Source organism: Streptomyces arenae (assembly GCF_022343545.1).
In the GTDB taxonomy this organism is placed as follows: Bacteria; Actinomycetota; Actinomycetes; order Streptomycetales; family Streptomycetaceae; genus Streptomyces; species Streptomyces humi.
In genome coordinates, this window is the sequence record NZ_JAKQYH010000093.1 from 13,747 (window position 1) to 38,437 (window position 24,691).

A 24,691-nucleotide genomic window follows, 5' to 3' on the forward strand; every position below is an offset into this window, starting at 1 on the left:
TGCAGAATGCGGTCGGAGCGGGGGGCCGCTGACCACGGTTCGTGACCGCATCGGGGGGAACATGTCGCGCTGGAAAGCACTGCCCGCTGAACTGGATCCGCGCGTACGGCAGTTGGTGGTACGTCTGCGCCGGCTCAAGGACCACAGCGGGCTGAGCATGCGGCAGCTGGCCGCGCGGACGGGGTACAGCCCCAAGTCGTGGGAACGGTATCTGGGCGGCCGGTCATTGCCGCCCGTGGAGGCCGTGGCGGCACTGGCCCGGATCGGCGGTGACGATCCGACCCGCCTGCTGACGCTGCGCGAGGTGGCGGCGGAGGCCTGGGAGAACGGAAAGGACCGCGGGAGGACCGCCGTACCGGCCGGAACACCGGCACCCGCACCCGAACCTGAACCCGAGCCGGTGTCGCCGTCGCCGTCTGCCGCTCCCGCCGCTGCCACCGCTGCCACCGCTGAGATACGGCTCTCCGTACGGTCGTTGCGGATCGCGCTCGCGGCCGGGGCGGTGGCGCTGGTGCTCGCGGTGTCGTCGGCCGTGCTGGTGACCTCATGGCTCACCGGGCGCTCCGGCGCCGCCGACGACGGGACGCCGCGGACGGCCCCGCTCGCCGCGTCCGCACCGGCCTCGACACCCTCGTACAGCTGCCGTCTGAAGCGGGTCGACGGCGCCTGGTACGCGGGCAACAGCCGGACCCGGGACGCCACCGTGGGGTACGGCGAGTCGGGGCCGGACGTCGTGGAGGTGCAGTGTCTGCTGCGCCGGGCGGGTGTCTCGCCGGGCGGCATCGACGGCATGTTCGGCCCGCTGACGCGGGGCGCGGTGGTGCGGTTCCAGAAACGGGCCGGGCTGATCGGCGACGGCATCGTGGGCCCGCGCACCTGGAAGGCGCTGCGGGGATGACCCCGGAGCGGACCCGGCTGGCCGCCTCGCTGAGGGAGTTGAGAGCCCGCACCGGCCTGAGCATGGCGGCCCTCGCGACGAAGACGGCGTTCAGCAAGTCGTCCTGGGAGCGCTATCTCAACGGCAAGTCCCTGCCCCCGCGCCAGGCGGTCCAGGACCTGTGCCGACTGGCCGGCGAACCGGACGGGCGCTGCCTGGCGCTGTGGGAGATCGCCGAGTCGGAGTGGAGCGGTCGGGCGCAGGAGACACCTGCGCCACCCCCGGCGGCGACACCATCGCCCACGACGCCATCGCCCACGACCACGGGCCCGGCTACTGCTACGGCTACGGACCCGGCCACAGCCACCGGCCCGGCGACCGCCGCGGGTGCGGGTGCATCGTCTGCCGCGGCGCCCGCGCCCGTCTCCCGGCTCGCCGGGCACCGGAGTGTCGTCGCCGTGGCGGTGACGGCGTCGGTGTGTGCCGTGGCGGTGGGCGCGGTGGCGGTGGCAGCCGCCCTGCTGCCGCCGGGCGCCGACGGCGCTTCGCGAGCGTCCGCCGAGGCGCCCCCGCACCAGGACGCCTCGCCGTCCGCCCCGCGCTGCCGGGGCGCGGCCTGCGAGGGCCGGAACCCGATGGGCATGCGGTGCGCCGGCTCCCCCGTCACGCTGGCCACCCGTCACACGACCGGCGGCGCCTGGCTGGAGGTGCGCTACAGCAAGGAGTGCGGGACGAGTTGGGCACGGATGTGGGGGACGCGGGTAGGTGACCGGCTGGAGGTGACGGCGGACGGCCGGGTCCACGGCGCCGAGATCAGGACGACCGCCGACGCGGACGCGTTCGTGTACACCCCTATGACGGTGACCACCCCGGGGACCACGGTCCGGACCTGTTTCCGCCCTGCGGGCGACGGCGGCCGGGAGTGCGTCACCTCGGTGCCACGGTGACGCCCGCGAGGGCGGAGGTCTCGAACTCGGCCCACACCAGCTTGCCGAGCTCCCGCTCCGCCACCCCCCACTTGTCGGCGAGCGCCCCGACCAGCAGCAGACCCCGGCCGCCCTCGTCCGCGTCGTCCGCCTGCCCGGCGGTCAGCGGCAGGCCCGGCCCGCTGTCGTGCACCTCGACGCGGACGGCCTCGCCGTCGTACCGCAGCCGCAGGAGGAAGCCGCGGCCGGGCGGCACCCCGTGCAGGAGGGCGTTCGTGGCCAACTCGCTCACGCACAGCGACATGTCGTCGGCGCGGACCCAGTCCGTCAGACCCCAGCACCTGAGCGACTGCGCGGCGAACCGCCTGGCCGCGGGCACGGATCGGCGCTCCCGGGCGTAGAACTGTTCGCGAGGGTAGAGGAGTTCGTTTCGGTCGTTCACGGGACGAATGTCGCGCAGAGTCACTACGGTGGTGCAGAGAGTGGACCCGTACAGATTTTTTGTACGGGTTCCCACCCGGTGACGTACGCGTGCCCCAGGGGATTGAGACCGACATGAGCGCGAAGAAGCCGCCGCGGCCGAAGAACCAGACGTCGTTGAAGATGCTCGGCAAGCAGCTGGGCACGGCCCGCCGGGCGGCCGGTCTGACGCAGACCGAGCTGGGCCTCCGGGTGGGCCTCGACGACCAGACGATCGCGTCCATCGAACAGGGCCGCCGGGCACTGAAACCGGACACGGCGGCCCGGCTGGACGAAGTCCTGGACACGAAGGGCGTGTTGACGGCGGGGGTGGCCAACCTGCCGGACGTCGACCAGTTCCCGATGTGGGCCGAGCTGTACATGGAGCACGAACGCGAGGCGATTGCCCTGTCCTCGTACGCGAACCAGGTGTTGCCCGGACTCCTCCAGACGAGGGCCTACGCCGAAGCCGTCCTGCGGGAGCGGGTTCCGGCGTACGACGAGGAGGAGATCGAGCCGAAGACGACGGCGCGCATCGAGCGCCAGGACGTCCTGCGCCGCAGGAACCCGCCGACCGTCAGCTTCGTCGTCTGGGAGCCGGTGCTCCGCCTCGCCATCGGGGGAGCGGAGGTTAGCTCGGAACAGCTGCGTCATCTGCGCACTAGCATGGAACTGCCCTGCGTCTCACTGCAGTTCCTGCCACTCGCAAGCCCCTCCCATGCGGGGTTGAACGGCCCCTTCGTCCTCCTGGAAACCCCCGATCACCAGCACTTGGCCTACGTTGAAGGCCAGCGCGGCAGTCAGTGGGTCTCCGACGCAGATGAGGTATCCAGGCTCGCGCGCAAGTATGCGATGCTGCGAGCACAGGCCCTGTCCCCACAGGAGTCGAAAGGCCTGCTGGATCGTCTGCTAGGAGAGAAATGAGCACCGCACTCCAGTGGTTCAAGTCGACGTACAGCGGCGACGAAGGCGGCGAGTGCATCGAAGTCGCCCTCGCCTGGCGGAAGTCGAGCTACAGCGGCAGCGAGGGTGGCGAGTGCGTCGAGGTCGCCGCCTGCCCCCACGTCGTCCACGTCCGTGACTCCAAGAACGACCCCTCCCCCGACGCCCCGGCCCTCGCGCTCGGTCCCGCCCCCTGGGCCGCCTTCACCGCCGCCCTCAAGTGACCGTGCCCGGCGGCGTTGTCAGTGGCGGGCTCTACAGTTCACTGCCATGGCGACTCTTCCCAACCCGCTGCCCAAGCTGGCGACCGATCCGAGTGGTCGGTCCCTGGGGTTGCAGCTCCCGCCCGGGAGACTGATCGACGCGACGCTCGACGGGCCCTGGCACGAACCCCTGCTGTGGTACGCCGGTCAGCCCGCGGGGCCGGGTACCTGGACGGCGCTGGGGGCACAGGCCGGGCGGGCGGGCCTGCTGCCGGTCCTCGTCGACGTGTCCGAGCTGGACGACTGGGACTTCGCGCCCGGCGAGACGTCGTACCCCGGTGACCACCACGCCGAGGACGTGCTGGAGGACTCCTGGGAGGAGGACCCGCCGGGCAGCGAGGAGTGGCCGGGTCTTGCCCCTGCCACGGCGCTGGTCGCCGACCCGGAAGTGCGGGCCGCCGAGGTCGCGGACGCGCTCAGCGAGGGGCGGCCCTGGCTGAAGGAGCCGCACCTGGCGCTGGTCCCGGCGCGGCGCAGCGCGGACATACCGGCGGCGCTCGGCTGGAGCGGCCCGGTCAACCACGAGGAGGACGTGGCCCGGCTGTGCTCGGTGCTGCGCTCCTGGGAGGACCGGTTCGGCATACGCGTGGTGGCCCTCGGCCTGGACCACCTCGCCGTCTCCGTCGCCGCCCCGCCCACCGACCTGGACACCGCCGAGGCGATCGCCGCCGAGCACTTCGCGTTCTGCCCCTACGCGGTGCTGCCCGGCACCGACGACACCCTCACGTCGTACGCCGAACAGCTGGTCGGCGAGCGGTTCTGGCACTTCTGGTGGGACTGACCGGCATCAGGCCGTGAGGGCCCCGGCCAGTCGGTCCAGGCCCTCGCCGATCTCCTCCGGGGTCTGCGTCACGAAGCACAGGCGCAGGGTGGAGCGGTCGGGGTCGGCGGCGTAGAAGGGCTCGCCGGGGACGTAGGCCACCAGGTGGTCCACCGCGCGCCGCAGCAGCGCGGTGGTGTCGTACGGCTCCGGGAGCCGGGCCCAGAGGAACATGCCGCCCTCGGGCCGGGTCCAGACGGAACCGGCCGGAAGGGCGTCGGCCAGGCCCGCGAGCATGGCGTCCCGGCGTTCGCCGTACACCGCGCGGACCTTGGCGACGTGCCCGTCCAGGACGTCCAGGTAGCGGGCCGCGGCCAGCTGGTTGAGGGTCGGGGTGTGCAGGTCGGCCGCCTGTTTGGCGACCGCGCAGGCGCGGCGCGGGCCGCCGGGGGCGCGCAGCCAGCCGAGGCGCAGACCGGGGGCCATGACCTTGGAGAAGGAGCCGAGCAGGATCGTACGGTCCTCGGCGCCGGGCAGGGACGCGATCCAGGGGGCGGGCTCACCGTCGTAGCGGAGTTCGCCGTAGGGGTCGTCCTCGACGATCCACAGGCCGTGCCGGGCGGCGGTCTCGGCGAGGTCGGCGCGGCGGGCGGCGGGCATGGTGCGGCCCGTGGGGTTCTGGAAGGTCGGGACGAGGTAGAGGAGCTTGGGCCGTTCGGTGCGGATCAGCTCCGCCAGGGCCGCCGGGTCGACGCCGTCCGCGTCGCAGGGCACCGGCAGCACCCGCGCCCCGGCCAGCCCGAACACCTGAAGTGCCGCCAGGTAACAGGGGCTTTCGACGAGGACCGTGTCCCCGGGTTCGACCAGTGCGGTCGCCAGCAGGGAGAGAGCCTGCTGGGAGCCGGTGGTGATCAGCAGGTCGTCGGCGTCGGTGGGCAGGCCCCGGGCGGAGAGGCGGGCGGCCAGTCCGGCTCTCAGCGCGGGCTCGCCCTCCGTCGTGGAGTACTGCAACGCCCGCTCCGGCGTCTCCTCCAGGACCGCCCGGAAGGCGTCCGCTATGCCCTCCCGGTCGAACAGTTCGGGAGCCGGCAGCCCGCCCGCGAAGTTGATGACCTCGGGGCGCGCGGTCACCGCGAGGATCTCCCGGACCGGCGAACCGCCGACGGCCCGGGCCCGGGCCGCGAGCGGCGGAGGCGGGGCGGAGGCACGGACGGAGGCAGGGGTGGCGGAAGCAGGGGTGGCGGTCATGGTGGGCTCCTCGGGCTCCTCGGGCTGATCGTCGTCCTGGCCGGAGCCTAGAGAGGTAGATGCCGTCTACACCTGTGATTCCGCGATCCGGACGGGCGCCCTCCCAGCCCTCCCGAGGGTCCTCGACCGTCCCGTGCCGCCGTCCCAGGGGGTGGAATCCGTGCAGGTCACCGGCGTGGACCGGGTCCGGGCGTCCCGAATTCCCGGTGTGCCCTGGCGGTTCGGGCGGACCGCCGCGCAGGCTGAGGGCACTTCGGGATCACCGAACACGCCGACCACGTCGACCACTTCGACCGCGCCGAGATCGTCAAGGGAGCACCCGCATGTCCGCCACGCACCGCACCCCGGCCGTCGGCAGGCGCCGTCTCCTGACGGCGGCCGCCCTGGCGCTGGTCGCCGTGACCACCCTGAGCGGATGCCGGGACGGCCAGGGCGTCCGCGACGAAGGTCCCTCCGCCGCCGCCCGGTCGCGCCCCGGCGGCGACGCGGACCGCGCCGCCGGGACCGTCCGCGCTCAGCCCGCCGACGCCGGCGAACCGGACCGCCAGGCCTCGCCGCCCAGCGGGAACTCGTAGGCCGGCCGCCCGTTGTTGCCGCTCGTGCGGAACGGCCGCCCCTTGTCGCCGATCCGCAGGGTCCCGTGCCGCGACCCGCTGGACCAGGCCAGCTCCAGGTACCAGCCCACGGAGTACGCCGAGGCGTCGGCCCTGACGTAGAAGACCTCGGGGTCCGACTCGCTCACCTTGAACGGGAAGTCCCGGTGTCCCGCCTCCGGCACGACCGCCGGCCGCATCGCGTCCAGGGCGACGGTGAAGGACCGGGTGGGCACGCCCGCGCCGCAGCCGACGCCCGGGTAGCCCATCGCGTAGTCGTTCCAGGCGAGGGGTGCGCCGCGGTCCACCGTGCGGACCGTGAGGCTCTCCAGCACCACGGACTCGGTGCCGGTGCCCTGCACGGTCAGCGTGACGTACTGCTCTCCCGAGGACACCGCCTGGTGCGCGGCCACCCAGGCGGCCGCGTCGGACTCCACGGGCGGCGGCGCCACGTCGGCGGGGGGCCGGTCGATCAGGTAGCGCTGGGAGCAGGGGCTCTCCCAGGAGTAGGGCTGGGTGTTGACCGTGAGCGGCGGCGCGGCGGACGTGCCGGTCCCGGTTCCGCCGGCGGCCGAGGAAGGGGCCGTACCGGCTTCGGCCGCCCGGTCGGTGGCCGAGGCGGACGCGGACGCGGACCGGGACGGGGTGGCGCCGGACGGCGTGCCCGAGGGAGACGGCGTGGGCGTCCGCGGGCCGCGGGTCAGCGGGGTCGCGGCACCTGCGGGACCCGCGTGCTTGTCGTCACCGCTCCCGCCGGAGGGCAGCCCCACGGCGAACACGGCGGCCCCGAGCAGCGCGACGGCCACGGTCCCGGCGAGCAGCACGGGCCGCGGAGCCCACCGCGAACGCCCACCACCACCGGCCCCGACCGCGGCTCCGTCCCCCGCCCCGGACCCGGCCGCCGATGCGGACACAGCCAACGGCCCCTCCTGCACGGCGTGTTCGGCGCCGACCGTCGCTGAGGCGTCGTTCTCCGGTGCGGCGTCGGCCACCGGCACCGGGCCCGCGACCCGCGCTTCCCGCGTCGCCCGCTCCTCCCGCGCCTCCCGCTCCTCCCGGCGGTCCGCCGCCTCCTGCTTGCGCCCCCGGTCCGCGTCGGCCAGTACCCACCGCCGGTGCGGTTCGACGAGTTCCGCGGGTCCTGCCTTGCAGAGCCGGGCGAGCCGTTCCACGGGCGCGTAGTCCGTGGGTACCGCGTCCCCGTTGCAGTAGCGGTGCAGGGTCGACGTACTCATGTGCAGCCGTTTGGCGAGCGTGCCGTAGCTGAGCCCCGAGCGGTCCTTCAACTCCCGCAGCAGCTCAGCGAAACCGCTTCCAGGCGTGCCGTCCGACACCGTTCCTCCGTCCCCCCGCATCCCGTTCCCCCGTTCCAGGGAAGGGCTGTTCTCCCAGGTCAAAGCCGGTGTGGGCGTTCCAGTGTCCCGGATCGTCCGGCGGCTGTGGCGGACGGGACGGGGCGGCCCACAGGCTGTGGCCATCCAAGCACGCCGTCACTCGAAAGAGGATTCGCCATGCGCACCACCCGCCGTCTCCGTCTGCTCGCCGCCACCGGCACCGCCGTCGCCGCCCTCGCCCTGACGGCATGCCAGGACGGCACGGGCACCAAGGACGAGGGCGCGGCCGGCTCGGCCACGACCACGTCGACCGCGGCCACGCCGAAGGCATCGGAGGGCGCCGACGGCACGAGCACCGGGACAGGCACGGGTACGAGCACGGGTGCGGGCACGAGCACGGGCGCCGGTACGAGTACGGATGGGGGCAAGTCGACCCGCACCCCCGCCGACACCACCACCGCCACCGCCAAGAAGCCCGGCGGCGGCCAGGACGACGCCTCCGCCGATCGCGTCCTCTGCAACGGCTCGAACACCGCCGTCAAGGTCCAGTCGCTCTCCCGCCCCCTGAACCACATGCTGATCACGGTCACCAACACCGGCAGCAAGCTCTGCGACCTGACGTACTTCCCGGTCCTCCGCTTCGACGAGATGCAGTGGGCCCCGCAGGGCGCGAAGGAGACCCAGCCGCAGGCGGTCACGACGCTCGCGCCGGGCGAGTCCGGGTACGCGGGTGTCCTGCTGTCGGCCGCCGACGGCAGCGGCGACGGCGGCACCACCGGCCACAGGCTGACCGTCGCCTTCCAGGGCATGACGCCGAACAGCAGCGGCGGGGCGTCCGCGCTCCCGTCGCTGCCGGCGAAGGGCGTGTACTACGACAGCTCGCTGCAGGTGACGTACTGGCAGCAGAACCGCGCCGACGCCCTCGACTGGTGAACGGGGCTGCCGCGCTCAGGCCCTGGCGGCGACACCCGCGTACACGTTGATGTCGGCGTCGGTGACGTCGTAGCCGAATCCCGCCGAAGCACCCCGGGTCTCAGCCCAGCATGCGGGCGGCCTCGACCGCCCAGTACGTGAGGATGTTCCGCGCGCCGGCCCGCCTGATGCCGGTCAGCGTCTCCAGGATCGCCCGGTCGCGGTCGATCCAGCCCTTCTCGGCGGCGGCCTCGATCATCGAGTACTCGCCGGAGATCTGGTAGGCGGCCACCGGCACGTCCACGGCGTCCGCGACCCGCGCGAGGATGTCGAGGTAGGGTCCGGCCGGCTTGACCATCACCATGTCGGCCCCCTCCTCCAGGTCGAGGGCCAGCTCCCGCAGGGACTCACGCAGGTTGGCCGGGTCCTGCTGGTACGTCTTGCGGTCCCCCTTGAGGGACGAGCCGACGGCCTCCCGGAACGGGCCGTAGAAGGCGGAGGCGTACTTCGCGGTGTAGGCGAGGATCGCCACGTCCTCGCGTCCGATCTGGTCGAGCGCGTCGCGGACGACACCGATCTGCCCGTCCATCATCCCGCTGGGGCCCACGACATGGGCGCCGGCGTCGGCCTGCACCTGGGCCATCTCGGCGTACCGCTCCAGGGTGGCGTCGTTGTCGACGCGGCCCTCGGCGTCCAGCACCCCGCAGTGGCCGTGGTCGGTGGTCTCGTCGAGGCACAGGTCGGACATGACGAGCAGGTCGTCGCCGACCTCGGCGCGCACGTCCCGCAGCGCGACCTGGAGAATCCCGTCCGGGTCGGTCCCGGGTGTGCCGAGGGCGTCCTTCTTGCCCTCCTCCGGCACCCCGAACAGCATGATCCCGGAGATGCCCGCCTCGACGGCCTCCGCCGCCGCCTTCTTCAGGCTGTCCCGGGTGTGCTGGACGACCCCGGGCATCGCGGTGATGGGCACGGGTTCGCTCACGCCCTCCCGCACGAAGGCGGGCAGGATGAAGTCGGCGGGGTGCAGCCGGGTCTCGGCGACCATGCGCCGCATGACGGGGGTGGACCGCAGCCGCCTCGGCCGGGTACCGGGAAAGGAGCCGTACGTCGTCATACCCCCACGCTACGCCCGCCCCCACCCCCCACTTGCCGACGTACCGTCGGCGGGTACCCCCGGCCGAAGGCTGTGGGAGAACTGCGCACCCAGCCCCCACCGTGGTAGCAGACCTGAAAGAAATCCTCGCCAACGACAAGGCGTGACGGAAGAGCGGGTCAGTTGTGCGCCCAGGGCCGTACCGGGCAGACATCCCAGGAAAAGCGTCGTAACCGTGCCTGCTCGATGTGGGCCGACGTGTCGCCGTAGTCGATGTTGAGATGCCGCCCGAGGACGACGACTGCCACGCTTCCCGCACCGGCCGCTTTGAGAGCGGCCGCCGCGGACTGCACATGGTTGCCGGTCGTCCAGGTGTCGTCGACGAGCAACACATGCTCACCCCACAGAGGCGACGACGTGTAGCGTGCCGAGGACGCGGTGCGGCCGAGTTCCCCGGCCTTCTGCGTCGCCCGTAACAGGTCGCGGTGCCGTTTGCGGGTCACACCGATCATGTCGGCGACCATGGTCCGCAGCGGGTGCGCCTCCCGCCCACCGGTACTTGGAACCGTGGCGACGACATCGAAGCCAGGCACGGCGCACCGGTGGGCGACGCATGCCTCGTGCGCTGCGAGGAAGCGCCAGAGCACGGCCGCCAGACCGGTCCTGAAGTAATGCCGCTGAGGCCCGGTGACGTTTTTGTACCGCCACAGTTCGTTCGCGTACTGCTCACCCTTGAGGGCGAGGCTGACCGGCACGACGACATCGGCCACGGCACCGCCGAGCACGGAACGGGTTCCGTGGCACGGTCGACAGGTGGGATACCCCGGGCCGGCCGGCCCTCGGCAGACCTGACACACACCCGGACCCGGCAGCAGCGGATGGACGAGGAAGTTGGCATAACGGGCGGACAGCTCAACGACGGTGGCCATCGGGTGCGCCGCCCTACTTCCAGGTCAGCTCGCCCGTGGTGGGGACGAGGGACTCAAGTCGGCTGAAGACGTCCTCGGGCCCGTCGATGACGGTGGTGTTCGGTCTGGCCGCGTACTCCCTGGCCCATTCGTGAGTGAGCAGGGAACGCATGAGGAACACCCGGCGACCGTGTTCCAAGGCGAGGCGTGCCTGCATACGGGCGCCGCTGCGGTAGGCGGCCTCGACGACGACGGTGGCCAGGCTGTACCCGCTCATCACCGCGTTGCGCAGGGGAAAGGACGTCTTCGACGGCGGCGCGTCCGGCCAGAACTGCGAGATCAGCAGGCCCCGTTCGGCGATCTCGTTCTGAAGTGCCGCGTTCTGCGCCGGATAGGTCCGGCGCAGGCCCGTGCCGATGACGCCGACGGTGCGTCCGCCGACGGCCAGCGCGGCACCGTGCGCAGCGGTGTCGATACCGGCCGCCAAGCCGCTGACCACGGTGACACCCCGCTCCGCGAGGCCGCCGGCGATGGCACCGGCATGAGCGATCCCGTCGGCGGTCGGGGTCCGGGTTCCGACGACGGCGACACGCAGATCGTGCTCGACGTGGCCGCCCCGCAGAAAGAGGAACGGCGGCCGCTGGTGAACCAACCGCAGATACAGCGGATAGTCCTGGTCGAGGATGGTGACGAACCGCATCCCCTCCCGCTCCCAGGCGGCGATCTCGGCGGCGACACCGTCGAGGTCCACGGCCGGGCCGGGGTCGAAGAGGGCGGTCTGTCCGGCGCCGTCGAGTGATTCCTCCAGAACGTCCCGGGCGCTTCCGACCGTCTCGATCCGGTCGGTCAGCTCGGACCAGGAGCGATCACCACGCCGTAGCAGCGCGACGACGGCTGCCCGCTCCAGTTCCTGATCCATGGCGCAAGTATAGGAACGCCCTCCGGCTCGAGGAGTGGCCGAGAACGCACGAACCGAGGCTGTGACAGTCATCTGCCGGAGTCCGATCAGGCCGCGCAGGCAACGGCGGGGGATGCCTGACGATGCCTGCAGTCACGGCAGCGGCCGGGGGCCGGCGCGCGGAAGGCGCGTTCACAGCCGTCGCAGGTCTGGAAGGGGTGCGTATCGCGGCGGCCGACCTGGAGGTCCGCCGGTACGGCGCATGGTGCGGGAATCGCCGGCAGGGGCGCGGGCAGCAGTTCACGGAGGCGGTAGTCGAGTACACCGGCCGGACGTCGCACGTCCACGGGGAGATCGGCGGTCAGGACGCGGTGTACGACAGCCGCCGGGACACCGCGGTCGAACCAGGCGGTGACAGCGGGGGCGAGCCGGTTCACGTCCCGTGGCGAGAGCGTGAGGCGATCGTCGGTGCGGCGCAGAGCCGCGAGGAGGGCGGCAGCTTTCTCATGGCGTGCGGCGGGGTACGACTCCACGGCGGACGGCACTGGCGCGGCGGGCCGGTCTCCGGCCGCCTCGGGCCGTCGCTCGGGCACTGCGGGCGGCACAGGCTCCGGATCGGACTCGATGCCGGGGCCGGGGTCGGGGTCGGCAGGGACGGAGGTGGCCTGTGCGTGCGGGGCCACCGACCCGGTGCCACCTCGGTCGTCCTCCTGAGGGGTGTGATGGGCATACGTCCGGGTGAACAACCGCCCCGCCTCGGTACGCTCCCGCACCCGCTCCAGGTAGCCGTGCGCCTCCAACTCCCGCAGGGCGAAGGCGATCCGGTCCCGCCCCTCGGGAAACCGGTCGGCGAGGCTGCGGATGTCGACCGGGGCACCCTCCGGCAGCGACAGGATGTGGGCACCCAGTCCGATCGCGGTCAGCGACAGCTCGCGGTGCTGGGCGAGGTGGTTGCCTACGACGACGTACTGGCCCGACTGGTACGTGCGTACGTGAGTGACACCGGAGTGGGTGGTCGTCGGTCGAACGCCGTCATTCGGGCGCGGCGCAGGGATAGGCTTGTTCTCAGCCATGGGGAAGGGGTCCGTTCTTCCTCGTTGGTCAGGCCCTCGCACTGGGATTGCCGTCCCGGCGGGGGCCGAAGCACGTATGGGGTTGTGGATGTTGCCTGCGCCGAGACTGCCCGCCCGACCCGCCGCTGCGCCAGCCGGACCAGCCGGATTCACCCGCCCGTGTGACGAAGGCGAGGTTTGGTCGGTTGGTGGGTTTTTTCCCAGGGTTCTTTGGTCTTTTACCGCCCGCAGCCCCGGCCCGCGCCCCACTGCACGACGGGTTTCCAGGCTTCGGCGTCGAGGCACCCCGAAAGGGGCGCTGGGGGGAGGAACTGCGCGACCAGCCCCACCGGCCCGCGGAAACCCACACGCGGAAACCGAGGCGCCCCGACAGGGGCGCGGGGAACTGCGCGACCAGCCCCCACCGGCCCGCGGGGGAATCCGCACGCGGAAGAGGGCCCGGGGCCAAGCCCCGGGCCCTCTCTCGCGCTAGCTCACGTAGTGGTGCGCCGCCGCCTGGCCCCCGGCCGCCGCTCGCTCGGGCGGGTCACCGGGTCCCCGGCCTCCAGCGCGCTCGCGCGCCGCCGCAGGCCGAACTCGGCCAGCGCCTCGGCCAGCTTGCCGACCGACGGCTCCGGAGCCATCACGTCCACCCGCAGCCCGTGCTCCTCCGCGGTCTTGGCGGTGGCCGGGCCGATGCACGCGATGACCGTCACGTTGTGCGGCTTCCCGGCGATACCCACCAGGTTCCGCACGGTCGAGGACGACGTGAAGAGCACGGCGTCGAACCCGCCGCCCTTGATCGCCTCGCGGGTCTCGGCCGGCGGCGGCGACGCCCGCACGGTGCGGTACGCCGTGACGTCGTCGACCTCCCAGCCCAGCTCGATCAGCCCGGCGACCAGGGTCTCCGTGGCGATGTCGGCGCGCGGCAGGAAGACCCGGTCGATCGGGTCGAAGACCGGGTCGTACGGCGGCCAGTCCTCGAGGAGTCCGGCGGCCGACTGCTCACCGCTCGGCACCAGGTCCGGCTTCACGCCGAAGGCGACCAGCGCCTTGGCGGTCTGCTCGCCAACCGCCGCGACCTTGATGCCCGCGAAGGCGCGCGCGTCCAGGCCGTACTCCTCGAACTTCTCCCGGACCGCCTTGACGGCGTTGACCGAGGTGAAGGCGATCCACTCGTACCGTCCGGTGACGAGCCCCTTGACCGCCCGCTCCATCTGCTGAGGCGTGCGCGGCGGCTCGACGGCGATCGTCGGCACCTCGTACGGCACGGCCCCGTACGAGCGGAGCTGGTCGGAGAGGGACACCGCCTGCTCCTTGGTGCGCGGCACGAGCACCTTCCAGCCGAACAGCGGCTTGGACTCGAACCACGACAGCTGGTCGCGCTGGGCGGCCGAGGACCGCTCGCCGACCACGGCTATCACCGGCCGGCCGCCGTCCGGCGAGGGCAGCACCTTCGCCTGCTTCAGCGTCTGCGCGATGGTGCCGAGGGTGGCGGTCCAGGTCCGCTGCCGGGTCGTCGTACCGGCGACGGTGACCGTCAGCGGGGTGTCCGGCTTGCGGCCCGCGGCGACCAGCTCCCCGGCGGCCGCGGCCACCGAGTCGAGGGTCGTCGACACGACCACCGTGCCGTCCGAGGCACCGACCTCGGTCCAGCACCGGTCGGAGGCGGTACGGGCGTCCACGAAGCGGACGTCCGCGCCCTGCGCGTCCCGCAGCGGCACACCGGCGTACGCCGGCACCCCGACCGCGGCCGCGACACCCGGCACGACCTCGAAGGGCACACCGGCTGCGGCACAGGCGAGCATTTCCTCGGTCGCGTACGTATCAAGTCCCGGGTCCCCGGACACCGCACGGACGACCCGCCTGCCACCCCGCGCGGCCTCCATGACAAGATGAGCCGCATCCCGCGCGGGCGGGAGGGAAGCGGTTGCTGACACGCCGTCAACAACCGTGAGTTGAGGCGTGCCTGTGCCCGGATACGGATCCGACGAGGGATCCGGGTTCGTGGGCACGACGGAGACACCCTGCCTGGCGTGGCTCCTGATCACGTCGAGCACGTCGTGCTCGGCGACCAGGACGTCCGCGCTGGACAGTGCCTCCACGGCACGCAAGGTCAGCAGTCCCGGATCCCCGGGTCCGGCACCCAGGAAGGTGACGTGCCCGTGATCGAGGCCGGCGGGAAGGTTGGTGGGGCTCACTGTGCTCGCTCCCCCATCAGACCGGCCGCGCCCTGGGCAAGCATCTCGGTGGCGAGTTCGCGACCGAGCGCCGTCGCCTGGTCGTATGTCTCGGGCACGGGACCGGTGGTGGACAACTGCACCATCCGGGTGCCGTCGGTCGTGCCGACGACTGCCCGCAGGCGCATTTCGTTGACAGTCTGCCCGTCGGCCAGAAGGTCGGCCAGCGCGCCCACAGGGGCGGAGCAGCCGGCCTCCAGGGCGGCGAGCAGTGACCGCTCGGCGGTCACGGCGACCCGCGTGAACGGGTCGTCGAGTTCCCCGAGCGCGGCGATCAGCGACGCGTTGTCCGCGACGCACTCGATCGCCAGTGCCCCCTGGCCGGGGGCGGGCAGAACCGTGTCGACCGACAGGAAGTCGGTCACCTCGTCGATGCGGCCGATGCGGCTCAGGCCGGCCGCGGCCAGCACCACCGCATCGAGCTCGCCGTCGTGCACGTATCCGATCCGGGTGTCGACGTTCCCCCGGATCGGGACGGTCGCTATGTCCAGCGCGTGCGCGCGGGCGTACGCGTTGAGCTGGGCCGCGCGGCGCGGCGAACCGGTGCCGATGCGGGCCCCCCGCGGCAGGTCGGTGAACTTCAGCGCGTCCCGGGCGACGATCACGTCCCGGGGGTCCTCGCGCACCGGTACGGCGGCCAGCACCAGCTCTTCGGGCTGGGTGGTCGGGAGGTCCTTCAGCGAGTGAACCGCGAAGTCGACCTCGCCGTGCAGCAGCGCGTCCCGCAGGGCGGTCACGAAGACGCCCGTGCCGCCGATCTGCGCGAGGTGCTCGCGGGAGGTGTCGCCGTAGGTGGTGATCTCGACGAGCTCGACGGGCCGTCCGGTCACCTGGCTCACGGCTTCCGCCACTTGCCCGGACTGGGCCATGGCGAGTCTGGATCGCCTGGTCCCCAGTCGCAGTGGATTGTCACTCATACCGGTCGGTCCTTCTCGGTCGTGCTGTCCACGGCCCGGGAGACGGCGGCCACCGTCTCGGGGTCGAGGTCGAACAGGGTCCGCAGCGCGTCCGCGTACCCGGCGCCGCCGGGCTCGGCCGCGAGCTGCTTGACCCGTACGGTCGGCGCGTGCAGCAGCTTGTCGACGACCCGGTGCACGGCCTGGCGGATCTCCCCGCGCTGGCGTTCGTCCAGGTCGGGCAGGCGCCCGTCGAGCCGGGCGATCTCGCCGGCGACGACGTCCGCGGCCATGGTCCGCAGGGCCACGACGGTGGGCGTGATGTGCGCGGCCCGCTGGGCGGCGCCGAACGCGGCAACTTCGTCGGCGACGATCCGCCGTACCTGGTCCACGTCGGCCGCCATCGGGGCGTCCGCGGAGGCCTCCGCCAGCGACTCGATGTCCACCAGGCGGACCCCGGCCAGCCGGTGCGCGGCCGCGTCGATGTCACGGGGCATGGCCAGGTCGAGGAGGAAGAGCGCGGGGGCGGGACGGGTGAACCCGGCGACCGGCTCCGGCCGGCGCCGCTCGGGGATCCGGCCGGTGCGGGCGGCGGTCGCGGCGAGCGCGCCGATCAGCTCGGCGTCGGCCCCGACGGTCTCGGGGGTGCGACGGCCGGCCTCCCGGATGTCCACCGTCCCGTTGTCCACCCAGGCCGCGTGCTGCTCCAGCTCGGCGGCGGCCATCCCGGCGACGGCGGCCTCGCCCATCACGGAGAAACCACTCTGCTCGGCGGCGAGGTCGAGCGGACAGTTCTCGTCGGTGCCGAGGCTCGTGCCCGCGACCGGCTGCCTCGGCGCCTCCGGTACGGCGATCTCGGCGACGGGCTCGCCGGTGCGCCCCTCGACGGCGGCCGCGATCGCCTCCGCCGTCAGCACCAGCCCCGTCGCCCCGGTACACGAGACCACGACGTCGGCACGTGTCAGCTCGCCCGGCACCGCGTCCATCGGTACCGCGCGGGCCGTCACGTCCGTGTCGTCGCCCTCGGTGAGGATCCGCGCCAGCCGCTCGGCCCGGTCGTACGTCCGGTTGGCCACGACGATCTCCGCCACCCCGGCGCGCGCGAGCGTCGCGGCGGCCAGCGAGGACATCGAGCCGGCGCCGATGACCAGCGCCTTCTTGCCCGTGGCCCAGGTCCCCACGTCCGCACCGGCGGCCAGCTGCTCCAGGCCGAAGGTGACCAGCGACTGCCCGGCCCGGTCGATGCCGGTCTCGGAGTGGGCGCGCTTGCCGACCCTGAGGCCCTGCTGGAACAGGTCGTTCATCAGCCGTCCGGCGCTGTGCAGCTCCTGCGCGCGGGCCAGCGAGTCCTTGATCTGGCCGAGGATCTGCCCCTCGCCGACGACCATCGAGTCCAGCCCGCAGGCCACCGAGAACAGGTGGTGGACGGCCCGGTCCTCGTAGTGCACGTAGAGATAAGGAGTGAGCTCGTCCAGCCCGACCCCGCTGTGCTGGGCGAGCAGCGTGGACAGCTCGGCGACCCCGGCGTGGAACTTGTCGACGTCGGCGTACAGCTCGATGCGGTTGCAGGTGGCGAGCACCGCGGCCTCGGTGGCCGGTTCGGCGGCGACCGTGTCCTGGACCAGCTTGACCTGGGCGTCCATGGCGAGCGCGGCCCGTTCGAGCACGCTGACCGGGGCGCTGCGGTGGCTCAGCCCGACGACGAGGAGACTCATGCCGGCATCACGGCGGGTACGTCCCCGTCGGGTCCCTGCTCGCCGGGCTCCTGGTGGGCGGCGACGGGCGGCACCGTGCCCCCGTGCTCCTCGCCGGCCTTGCGCTGCTCGTGGAAGGCGAGGATCTGCAGCTCGATGGAGAGGTCGACCTTGCGCACGTCGACGCCGTCCGGGACGGTCAGCACGGTCGGCGCGAAGTTCAGGATGGAGGTGACACCGGCGGCGACCAGCCGGTCGCAGACGGGCTGCGCGGCACCGGCGGGGGTGGCGATCACGCCGATGCTGACGCCGTTGTCCTGGATGATCTTCTCCAGGTCGTCGGTGTGCTGCACCGGGATACCGGCGACCGGCTTCCCGGCCATCGCCGGGTCGGCGTCTATCAGCGCGGCGACCCGGAAGCCACGGGAGGCGAACCCGCCGTAGTTGGCGAGGGCGGCGCCGAGGTTACCGATACCGACGATCACAACCGGCCAGTCCTGCGTGAGGCCCAGCTCACGGGAGATCTGGTAGACGAGATACTCGACGTCGTAGCCGACACCGCGCGTTCCGTAGGAACCCAGGTAGGAGAAGTCCTTGCGCAGCTTGGCGGAGTTGACCCCCGCGGCGGCGGCCAGCTCTTCGGAGGAGACCGTGGGCACCGAGCGCTCCGACAGTGCGGTCAGCGCCCGGAGGTACAGCGGAAGCCTGGCGACGGTGGCCTCGGGGATACCTCGGCTGCGGGTCGCCGGTCGGTGAGTTCGGCCAGTTGCCACGGTGCTCCAACGGGTTGAGCGGGGCTGCGGACGGTCACTCGTACCCAGACCGCCCCGTCGACAGCAGGCTATGTCTTTGTGAACGCGTGCACAAAGATGGTGTCCGATTTGCCCGGCCAACGTGACCGGGGTCACGCGCCCCCGGCGCAGTCGCACGGAACCGGCGCACACCCGCTCGCGCTCCCTCTCCGATGGGGGCAAAACCGCACACGCTCCTTACGAATCCCGCCCCCCGAGATCCAGCCGCCATCGATCCTAAGCCACTTTCCCGCCGGTTTGGACTAGTCGGTCAGTGCCTTGCGGAGCCGCTCTTCGTTCACGCGCCAGAAGGTGTGCTGTTCACCGTCGACGAGTACGACCGGGATCTGCTCCCAGTACAGGTCGTGCAGCCGCGGATCCTCGGTGATGTCCTGGGGCTCCCAGGGCACGCCGAGGTCGCCGCACACCTTCTCGACCACGGCCTGTGCGTCATCACACAGATGGCAGCCGGGCTTACGGATGAGGGTGACCAGCCGCACACGGGGTGCTGGCGCCTTCCGGCCGAAGAGGGGACTCATGTCGTCCATTGTCCCGCCCCTGGCAGGGCACGTCCGCCGCCTTCTGCACGCCTTCCGCATCACCCTTAACGACCCGGTCGCGGAGAGTTCACACCCGTCGAACTCCCGTGACTCCGGAACCACCGAACGGACTGGCTATGCTCACGACATGGCCGCTCTCGGATGGCTCACTCCCCGTAGGCGCTCCGCCACGGCGCGGAGCGTGTTGGCAGGCGAGGCCTCGGCAGAGGCCGCGCGCAAGAACCAGGAAGCGCCGGCGCTCGTCGGCGAGGCCGCGGAACCGGAGTTCCCGGTGCTCGGCGACGACAAGGCCGCCGCGTTCTTCGACCTGGACAACACGGTGATGCAGGGCGCCGCCATCTTCCACTTCGGCCGCGGCCTCTACAAGCGCAAGTTCTTCGAGACCCGCGACCTCGCCCGGTTCGCCTGGCAGCAGGCGTGGTTCCGGCTGGCCGGCGTCGAGGACCCCGAGCACATGCAGGAAGCCCGTGACTCGGCCCTGTCCATCGTCAAGGGCCACCGGGTCGCCGAGCTCCAGACCATCGGCGAGGAGATCTACGACGAGTACATGGCCGAGCGGATCTGGCCCGGCACCCGCGCCCTCGCCCAGGCCCACCTGGACGCCGGCCAGAAGGTGTGGCTCGTCACGGCGGCACCGGTGGAGATCGCCGGCGTGATCGCCCGCCGCCTCGGCCTGACGGGCGCGCTCGGCACGGTCGCCGAGTCGGTCGGCGGCGTCTACACCGGCAAACTGGTCGGCGAGCCGCTGCACGGCCCGGCCAAGGCGGAGGCGGTACGCGCGCTGGCCGCGGCCGAGGGCCTCGACCTGTCCCGCTGCGCGGCCTACAGCGACTCCCACAATGACATCCCGATGCTGTCCCTGGTCGGCCACCCGTACGCCATCAACCCGGACAGCAAGCTGCGCAAGCACGCCCGGGAGATGGACTGGCGGCTGCGCGACTACCGGACGGGCCGCAAGGCGGCGAAGGTGGGGATCCCGGCGGCGGCCGGAGTGGGAGCGGTCGCCGGCGGCACGGCCGCGGCGATCGCACTGAGCCGGCGGCGCCGGTAACCCGGTCGGACCCCACCGCGCGCCCCTGACGGGGCGCCGCCCCGTCATGCCCGGCGACCGGACGCACCCGGACACCCGGGCACCCGCACCGGACATCCGCAGCCGACCCCCGGCCGCCGCCGCGGACCTCCCCGCGCGCCCGAATTATCGCGCGGGTGCCCCAACACGCCCTCGACTCCGCCGGAACACGCACCTTTCTGATCAACAATCAATCACTCTGCGGCACTTGAACCGGCTCAAAACGGTAAGAGAAGCGACTCAATCGACGATTTGAGCAACTCGGTGTAGCAGTGCCTGCACGAAGCGTTATTCTCCTCAGACGCAAACCGGTACCCCTCCGTCGCTACGACGGGTGAACGGTTCCGCACTGCACGTGATGAAAGCTCTGCCTCTGGGAGTCCCGTGTACCCACACGTCGGGGTTGACGCCTCGGGCCTGGCTACGCTGCGCGCAACAGTCGCAACGGTCAAAGAGACGCTGCGCGGCCTAGTCCCCACCGCGTACGCCGTCCCCGCCTTCGCCGCCGCCCCCGTGGGCCCGTGCTACGCACTGGCCGACGGCGGCGCCGCGGTGGGCAGACGCGGCCGTTCGACCGGCACCGCCGCCACCGCCCGCCGCCCGGCCGCGGACAGCGACAGCGCCCGGATGATGGATCTCGTGGAGCGCGCGCAGGCCGGCGAGTCCGATGCCTTCGGCCGCCTCTACGACCAGTACAGCGACACCGTGTACCGCTACATCTACTACCGCGTCGGCGGCAAGGCGACCGCCGAGGACCTCACCAGCGAGACGTTCCTGCGCGCGCTCCGCAGGATCGGCACCTTCACCTGGCAGGGCCGCGACTTCGGCGCCTGGCTGGTCACCATCGCCCGCAACCTGGTCGCCGACCACTTCAAGTCGAGCCGCTTCCGCCTGGAGGTCACCACCGGTGAGATGCTCGACGCCAACGAGGTGGAGCGCTCCCCCGAGGACTCCGTCCTGGAGTCCCTCTCCAACGCGGCCCTGCTCGAGGCCGTACGACGCCTCAACCCCCAGCAGCAGGAGTGCGTGACGCTCCGCTTCCTCCAGGGCCTCTCGGTGGCCGAGACCGCCCGGGTGATGGGCAAGAACGAGGGCGCCATCAAGACCCTCCAGTACCGGGCCGTGCGCACCCTCGCCCGGCTCCTCCCGGAGGACGCCCGCTGAGGCGGGCACTCCGGGCGACTCTCAACTCACGTTCCGTGAGGGCCCGTTGCCATTCTCAGCCGATCTCCGTTCGTCCGTAACCCAAGTGCCAAGCCGCTCGTTGTGCGGGATACAGGCTCCCTGTGGTCACGTCCAGCAAGACCCTGATCACACGTTCGTGTGGTCCGGTCGAGGGCGTGCAACCCTCAGGACCCCCTGGGGAGTCGACCGTCATGACGAGAGGAGGTGCCGCCAGTGATCGCGAACGTATCGGCACACCGGCGGGCGAACGCCTTCGCCCAGGCCCTGGAGGAGCAGCCCGGCCGGGATCCGGCGGCCGAGCCGTCCGAGGGACCGGTGGGCGATCCACCGGTCACAGCGGACCGGGCCGAACGGACCGAGCAGGGCGAGCTGTTGGCCCTGGCGACGGGTCTCGCCGCACTGCCGAAACCGGAGCTCGACCCCGAGGTCAAGGTCGTGCAGCGGGCTCAGCTGGTGGCCGCGATGGAGGCCATGCTGGCGGAGGGCACCCTGGGCGGGGCGGCGGACACGGCACTGCCCGAGCAGCGTGCCGGCCGGTCCAAGGGCGCGCACCGGGCCAGTCCACTGGGCAAACTGCGACCGCGTTCCCGGCTCACGAAGGGGCTCGCCGCGGGCGGCCTGAGCGTCGGCGTGGCCGCCGGAGCCTTCGGCGGGGTCGCCGCCGCCAGCTCCGACGCGCTGCCCGGCGACTCGCTGTACGGCCTCAAGCGCGGCATCGAGGACTTCCAGCTCAACTACCTGTCCAACGGTGACGACCAGCGCGGCCAGACCTACCTCGACCAGGCCTCGACCCGGCTGATGGAGGCCCGCCGGCTGATGGAGCGGGACCGCGGCGGCCATCTCGACCACGAGTCGATCGGTGAGATCCGCCGCACGCTGTCCGGCATGCAGCACGACGTCACCGAGGGCCACCGGCTGCTCCACGAGGCCTACGAGCGCGACCCGAACTCGCTGGGCCCCATCCAGGCTTTGTCGGCCTTCGCCCAGTCCCACCGCGAGGCCTGGGGCGCCCTGCGCGACCGGCTCCCGGTCCAGCTCGGGGACGTCAGCCAGCAGGTGTCGGCGGGCTTCGCCGCCATAGACGAAGAGGTCGGGCCGCTCCAGTCGCTGCTTCCCCAGCCGTCCCAGAACACCGGCGGCGGCACCGGCAAGCAGGACTCCGGCACGGCGTCCACGGGCACCTCGGGCCGCCACCGGTCGACGGCTCCGTCGTCCTCCGGCAGCTCGTCCACGGGCCACGAGTCCAGCACCGGAACACCCAGCGGTTCGGCATCCGGCAGCGCGGACGACAGCCTGATCGGCGGCACCACGGGCGGCCTCCTGGACCCCCCGAAGACGGGCCCGAGCACTCCGGCCCCGTCGAAGACCACGTCCAGCGAACCGAACGTGACCCTGCCCCCGCTCCTCCCGGGCCTCCTACCGGGCCTGGGCATCGACAGCGAGGACAGCGGCAACTAGGAATCCCCGCGCCCCCAAGGCGGCGAAGCCGCCGCTTGGGGGCGCGGGGAACTGCGCGACCGGCCCCCACCGGCCCGCAGTGGACGTACAAGGGGACCGCTAGAAAAACACCGACCGGCGCTGCACAAGCAACTTGTACAGCGTGTGCTGAATCTGCTCCCGCACCTGATCGGTGAGGTTGAACATCAGCATCGGGTCCTCCGCCGCCTCCGGCGGATACCCGTCCGTGACGATCGGCTCCCCGAACTGGATCGTCCACTTCGTCGGCAACGGCACCGCCCCCAACGGCCCCAGCCAGGGAAACGTCGGCGTCAACGGGAAGTACGGGATCCCCAGCACCCGCGCCAGCGTCTTCGCGTTGCCGATCATCGGGTAGATCTCCTCGGCCCCCACGATCGAGCAGGGAATGATCGGCGCCCCCTGCCGCAACGCGGTCGACACGAACCCGCCCCGACCGAACCGCTGGAGCTTGTACCGCTCGCCGAACGGCTTCCCGATGCCCTTGAACCCCTCCGGCATCACCCCGACCAGCTCTCCCTGCTCCAGCAGCCGCCCGGCGTCCTCCGCGCACGCCAGCGTGTGCCCGAGCTTGCGCGCCAGTTCGTTCACGACCGGCAGCACGAACACCAGGTCCGCCGCGAGCAGCCTGAGGTGACGATTCTCCGGATGGTGATCGTGCACGGCGACCTGCATCATCAGGCCGTCGAGCGGCAGCGTCCCGGAGTGGTTGGCGACGATCAGCGCACCGCCCTCGGCCGGGATGTTCTCGATGCCCTTCACCTCGACGCGGAAGTACTTCTCGTACACCGGCCGCAGCAGGGACATCAGGACCTGGTCGGTCAGCTCCTCGTCGTAGCCGAAGTCGTCGACCTCGTAGTCCCCGGTCAGCCGCCGCCGCAGGAACGCCAGACCGCGCGCGACGCGCCGCTCCAGGCCGGCCTCGTCGTGCGGCTGCCGCTCCGCACCCGTCTCAGGGTTCTCCCGGGTCACATGCACATCCTCCTGCGCGGGGATCCGCCCGGCGAGGGGCTGGACCTCACGCACCGCCCCGGACTCACGCACCGCCCCGGACTCACGCGCCGACCCGGACTCCCGCGCCCCCGCGTCTTCACGCGCCCCCGCCTGCTCACGCACCCGCGCCTGCTCACGCACCGCCGACTGCTCGCCGCCGCCCTTGCGGCGGCTCCCCGCACCCCGGCGCCGGGCAGGCCGCTGCGCGGCGGCCCCGCGGGACCGGTCGTCGTCGAACGGAATGACCTTGGCGTCCGCCATCGTTGCTGCGCTCCTCAGTTGGCGCTCTGGGACGGGGTCTTCGGCGAAGACTTCGTCGCGGTCCTCGTCGGGTCCTTCGGCACCGTGTGCCCGCCGTGCAGCGCGGGCAACGCGGCGATCCGGTCGACGGCCGCGGCCACCGCACCGGGCGGCAGCAGCCCGGGGGCCTGGGCCCGCACGAAGTCCGCGAAGGTCTGCGCCGTCGTGTACCTGGGCCGGAACCCGAGCGTCTCGCGCATCTGGACGGTGTCCACCACCCGGCCGTGCGTCAGCAGCCGGATCTGCTCGGGCGAGAAGTCGCTCATGCCGAGCGTCCGCACCAGCGACCCGGCCCAGGTGACCGCCGGCAGCAGCAACGGCACGGTGGGCCGCCCCAGCCGCCGCGAGCACTGCGAGAGCAGCAGCACGCCGTCGCCGGCGATGTTGAACGTGCCGCTGTTGAGCGTGCCCCGGGCCGGCTCGTGCGAGGCGATCCGCAGGACGTCGATGACGTCGTCCTCGTGCACGAACTGCAGCCGGGGGTCGTAGCCGAGCACGGTCGGCAGCACGGGCAGCGAGAAGTAGGAGACGAGCGGGGTGTCGGCGGTCGGACCGAGGATGTTGGCGAACCGCAGCACGCACACGGCCACGTCGGGCCGCCGCCTGGCGAACCCGCGCACGTACCCCTCGACCTCCACCGTGTCCTTCGCGAACCCGCCGCTGGGCAGCGACTTCGGCGGGGTCGTCTCCGTGAAGACCGCCGGGTCCTTCGGCGCGGAGCCGTACACGTTCGTACTGGACTTGATCACCAGCCGCTTGACGTTCGGCGACTTCTGACAGGCGCCGAGCAGCTGCATGGTCCCGATGACGTTGGTCTCTTTGACGGTGGCCCGGCTGCCGCTCCCCAGCGGCGTCCCGGTCACGTCCATGTGGACGACGGTGTCCGCCCCGCTCTCGGCGAGCACCCGGGCGATGGACGGCTGCCGGATGTCGGTCTGGATGAAGTCCGCCCCGCCCAGGTGGTGCTCGGGCGGCACCGCGTCCACGGCGACGACGCGGTCCACTCCGGGATCACGCTGAATGCGTCGTACGAACCGGCCCCCCAGTTGACGGGCCACTCCGGTCACGAGCACGACCTTCCCCAAGATCAGCGCCTTTCTTCCGTGTTCCCGTACGCGGGCCAACTTAGCGGGTCGGTGTTGCGCCGGCATGACCCCCGACAGGCCACGACGCGCCGCAACGGCCGGAAAATGCGTGTGGCCCCCCACCGTACTGGTGGGGG

General features: G+C 72.2%; 24 protein-coding genes. 10 read left to right on the plus strand and 14 right to left on the minus strand.

From position 1 onward, the window contains the following. Positions 1-61 precede the first annotated feature (61 nt). A complete protein-coding gene (locus MB828_RS44505) occupies positions 62-898 on the plus strand; it encodes a peptidoglycan-binding protein (protein WP_301653136.1) in 837 nt (278 codons plus the stop codon). Further along, entirely contained in the window at positions 895-1,824 is a 930-nt protein-coding gene (locus tag MB828_RS44510; RefSeq protein WP_301653137.1) for a helix-turn-helix domain-containing protein, read from the plus strand. Before MB828_RS44505 ends, MB828_RS44510 begins: the two co-directional genes overlap by 4 nt. Here the strand turns inward: MB828_RS44510 and MB828_RS44515 are convergent. Then, positions 1,805-2,245: an ATP-binding protein gene (locus tag MB828_RS44515; RefSeq protein WP_301653138.1), complete on the minus strand. Its 441-nt coding sequence runs from the start codon at positions 2,243-2,245 to the stop codon at positions 1,805-1,807. The two genes, MB828_RS44510 and MB828_RS44515, sit on opposite strands and share 20 nt — an antisense overlap. Before the next feature lie 113 nt (positions 2,246-2,358). On the opposite strand from MB828_RS44515, the gene MB828_RS44520 reads away from it, so the two are divergent. From MB828_RS44520 to MB828_RS44530, 3 genes are read left to right on the plus strand one after another with little or no spacing between them, the layout of a single operon-like run. Next, a complete protein-coding gene (locus MB828_RS44520) occupies positions 2,359-3,186 on the plus strand; it encodes a helix-turn-helix domain-containing protein (RefSeq protein ID WP_301653139.1) in 828 nt (275 codons plus the stop codon). Continuing rightward, the gene (locus MB828_RS44525; protein ID WP_301653140.1) at positions 3,183-3,428 is read left to right on the plus strand and encodes a DUF397 domain-containing protein; all 246 of its coding nucleotides are present in this window, start codon (positions 3,183-3,185) and stop codon (positions 3,426-3,428) included. Before MB828_RS44520 ends, MB828_RS44525 begins: the two co-directional genes overlap by 4 nt. Positions 3,429-3,474: 46 nt before the next feature. Continuing rightward, positions 3,475-4,248 carry a DUF4253 domain-containing protein gene (locus tag MB828_RS44530; RefSeq protein ID WP_301653141.1) on the plus strand — a complete coding sequence of 258 codons (774 nt, stop codon included), beginning with the start codon at positions 3,475-3,477 and terminating at the stop codon, positions 4,246-4,248. Positions 4,249-4,254: 6 nt separating this feature from the next. Here the strand turns inward: MB828_RS44530 and MB828_RS44535 are convergent, their stop codons facing one another. Next, positions 4,255-5,475, minus strand: coding sequence for a PLP-dependent aminotransferase family protein (locus tag MB828_RS44535; protein WP_301653142.1), 1,221 nt, complete (start codon positions 5,473-5,475; stop codon positions 4,255-4,257). A gap of 323 nt (positions 5,476-5,798) precedes the next feature. On the opposite strand from MB828_RS44535, the gene MB828_RS44540 reads away from it, so the two are divergent. Then, positions 5,799-6,050 carry a hypothetical protein gene (locus MB828_RS44540; RefSeq protein ID WP_301653143.1) on the plus strand — a complete coding sequence of 84 codons (252 nt, stop codon included), beginning with the start codon at positions 5,799-5,801 and terminating at the stop codon, positions 6,048-6,050. Here MB828_RS44540 and MB828_RS44545 read toward each other — a convergent pair. Continuing rightward, positions 5,990-7,402 (minus strand): helix-turn-helix domain-containing protein, encoded by a 1,413-nt coding sequence (locus tag MB828_RS44545; RefSeq protein WP_301653144.1) that lies wholly within the window; start codon positions 7,400-7,402, stop codon positions 5,990-5,992. The two genes, MB828_RS44540 and MB828_RS44545, sit on opposite strands and share 61 nt — an antisense overlap. A gap of 177 nt (positions 7,403-7,579) precedes the next feature. Between MB828_RS44545 and MB828_RS44550 the strand changes: the two genes are divergently transcribed. After that, positions 7,580-8,335 (plus strand): DUF4232 domain-containing protein, encoded by a 756-nt coding sequence (locus MB828_RS44550; protein ID WP_301653145.1) that lies wholly within the window; start codon positions 7,580-7,582, stop codon positions 8,333-8,335. A gap of 100 nt (positions 8,336-8,435) precedes the next feature. Here MB828_RS44550 and hemB read toward each other — a convergent pair whose 3' ends face one another. The 9 genes from hemB to MB828_RS44595 all read right to left on the minus strand — a co-directional run bounded on the left by hemB (position 8,436) and on the right by MB828_RS44595 (position 18,434). Then, positions 8,436-9,428, minus strand: a complete 993-nt coding sequence (gene hemB / locus MB828_RS44555) for a porphobilinogen synthase (RefSeq protein WP_133027591.1) — start codon at positions 9,426-9,428, stop codon at positions 8,436-8,438. Between the two features lie 158 nt (positions 9,429-9,586). Further along, positions 9,587-10,192, minus strand: a complete 606-nt coding sequence (locus MB828_RS44560; RefSeq protein ID WP_301653146.1) for a hypothetical protein — start codon at positions 10,190-10,192, stop codon at positions 9,587-9,589. A gap of 157 nt (positions 10,193-10,349) precedes the next feature. Beyond that, a complete protein-coding gene (locus MB828_RS44565; RefSeq protein WP_301653147.1) occupies positions 10,350-11,234 on the minus strand; it encodes a DNA-processing protein DprA in 885 nt (294 codons plus the stop codon). Between the two features lie 86 nt (positions 11,235-11,320). Continuing rightward, a complete protein-coding gene (locus MB828_RS44570) occupies positions 11,321-12,286 on the minus strand; it encodes a helix-turn-helix domain-containing protein (protein ID WP_301653148.1) in 966 nt (321 codons plus the stop codon). 473 nt (positions 12,287-12,759) lie between these two features. Further along, a complete protein-coding gene (locus tag MB828_RS44575; protein WP_133027595.1) occupies positions 12,760-14,466 on the minus strand; it encodes a uroporphyrinogen-III synthase in 1,707 nt (568 codons plus the stop codon). Next, positions 14,463-15,422 (minus strand): hydroxymethylbilane synthase, encoded by a 960-nt coding sequence (gene hemC / locus MB828_RS44580; RefSeq protein WP_301653149.1) that lies wholly within the window; start codon positions 15,420-15,422, stop codon positions 14,463-14,465. The genes MB828_RS44575 and hemC overlap by 4 nt, the downstream gene beginning before the upstream one ends. Continuing rightward, positions 15,419-17,116 carry a glutamyl-tRNA reductase gene (locus MB828_RS44585; RefSeq protein WP_301653150.1) on the minus strand — a complete coding sequence of 566 codons (1,698 nt, stop codon included), beginning with the start codon at positions 17,114-17,116 and terminating at the stop codon, positions 15,419-15,421. The genes hemC and MB828_RS44585 overlap by 4 nt, the downstream gene beginning before the upstream one ends. Next, on the minus strand, positions 17,113-17,868 hold the full coding sequence (locus MB828_RS44590; protein ID WP_133027598.1) for a redox-sensing transcriptional repressor Rex: 756 nt from the start codon (positions 17,866-17,868) through the stop codon (positions 17,113-17,115). Before MB828_RS44590 ends, MB828_RS44585 begins: the two co-directional genes overlap by 4 nt. Positions 17,869-18,149: 281 nt before the next feature. Continuing rightward, positions 18,150-18,434, minus strand: a complete 285-nt coding sequence (locus MB828_RS44595; RefSeq protein ID WP_301653151.1) for a glutaredoxin family protein — start codon at positions 18,432-18,434, stop codon at positions 18,150-18,152. A gap of 139 nt (positions 18,435-18,573) precedes the next feature. On the opposite strand from MB828_RS44595, the gene MB828_RS44600 reads away from it, so the two are divergent. From MB828_RS44600 to MB828_RS44610, 3 genes are all read left to right on the plus strand, one after another. Next, positions 18,574-19,497, plus strand: coding sequence for an HAD family hydrolase (locus MB828_RS44600; RefSeq protein ID WP_301653152.1), 924 nt, complete (start codon positions 18,574-18,576; stop codon positions 19,495-19,497). Positions 19,498-19,899: 402 nt separating this feature from the next. Further along, complete coding sequence (locus tag MB828_RS44605; protein WP_133027601.1) at positions 19,900-20,679, plus strand: ECF subfamily RNA polymerase sigma factor, BldN family; 780 nt, start codon at positions 19,900-19,902, stop codon at positions 20,677-20,679. A 234-nt stretch (positions 20,680-20,913) separates the two neighbouring features. Continuing rightward, positions 20,914-22,158 (plus strand): DUF5667 domain-containing protein, encoded by a 1,245-nt coding sequence (locus MB828_RS44610; RefSeq protein WP_301653153.1) that lies wholly within the window; start codon positions 20,914-20,916, stop codon positions 22,156-22,158. 99 nt (positions 22,159-22,257) lie between these two features. Here the strand turns inward: MB828_RS44610 and MB828_RS44615 are convergent, their stop codons facing one another. Continuing rightward, positions 22,258-23,430: a lysophospholipid acyltransferase family protein gene (locus MB828_RS44615; protein ID WP_301653154.1), complete on the minus strand. Its 1,173-nt coding sequence runs from the start codon at positions 23,428-23,430 to the stop codon at positions 22,258-22,260. A gap of 14 nt (positions 23,431-23,444) precedes the next feature. Continuing rightward, positions 23,445-24,554, minus strand: coding sequence for an NAD-dependent epimerase/dehydratase family protein (locus MB828_RS44620; protein ID WP_301653155.1), 1,110 nt, complete (start codon positions 24,552-24,554; stop codon positions 23,445-23,447). Positions 24,555-24,691 lie beyond the last annotated feature (137 nt).

Coding starts and splice junctions, on each gene's coding strand:
- MB828_RS44530 (WP_301653141.1), top strand. CDS start 3,475: ATGGCGACTCTTCCCAACCCGCTGCCCAAGCTGGCGACCGATCCGAGT.
- MB828_RS44570 (WP_301653148.1), bottom strand. CDS start 12,286: ATGGCTGAGAACAAGCCTATCCCTGCGCCGCGCCCGAATGACGGCGTT.
- MB828_RS44520 (WP_301653139.1), top strand. CDS start 2,359: ATGAGCGCGAAGAAGCCGCCGCGGCCGAAGAACCAGACGTCGTTGAAG.
- hemB (WP_133027591.1), bottom strand. CDS start 9,428: ATGACGACGTACGGCTCCTTTCCCGGTACCCGGCCGAGGCGGCTGCGG.
- MB828_RS44595 (WP_301653151.1), bottom strand. CDS start 18,434: ATGGACGACATGAGTCCCCTCTTCGGCCGGAAGGCGCCAGCACCCCGT.
- MB828_RS44615 (WP_301653154.1), bottom strand. CDS start 23,430: ATGGCGGACGCCAAGGTCATTCCGTTCGACGACGACCGGTCCCGCGGG.
- MB828_RS44510 (WP_301653137.1), top strand. CDS start 895: ATGACCCCGGAGCGGACCCGGCTGGCCGCCTCGCTGAGGGAGTTGAGA.
- MB828_RS44540 (WP_301653143.1), top strand. CDS start 5,799: ATGTCCGCCACGCACCGCACCCCGGCCGTCGGCAGGCGCCGTCTCCTG.
- MB828_RS44600 (WP_301653152.1), top strand. CDS start 18,574: ATGGCCGCTCTCGGATGGCTCACTCCCCGTAGGCGCTCCGCCACGGCG.
- MB828_RS44535 (WP_301653142.1), bottom strand. CDS start 5,475: ATGACCGCCACCCCTGCTTCCGCCACCCCTGCCTCCGTCCGTGCCTCC.
- MB828_RS44585 (WP_301653150.1), bottom strand. CDS start 17,116: ATGAGTCTCCTCGTCGTCGGGCTGAGCCACCGCAGCGCCCCGGTCAGC.
- MB828_RS44565 (WP_301653147.1), bottom strand. CDS start 11,234: ATGGATCAGGAACTGGAGCGGGCAGCCGTCGTCGCGCTGCTACGGCGT.
- MB828_RS44550 (WP_301653145.1), top strand. CDS start 7,580: ATGCGCACCACCCGCCGTCTCCGTCTGCTCGCCGCCACCGGCACCGCC.
- MB828_RS44525 (WP_301653140.1), top strand. CDS start 3,183: ATGAGCACCGCACTCCAGTGGTTCAAGTCGACGTACAGCGGCGACGAA.
- hemC (WP_301653149.1), bottom strand. CDS start 15,422: ATGAGTGACAATCCACTGCGACTGGGGACCAGGCGATCCAGACTCGCC.
- MB828_RS44505 (WP_301653136.1), top strand. CDS start 62: ATGTCGCGCTGGAAAGCACTGCCCGCTGAACTGGATCCGCGCGTACGG.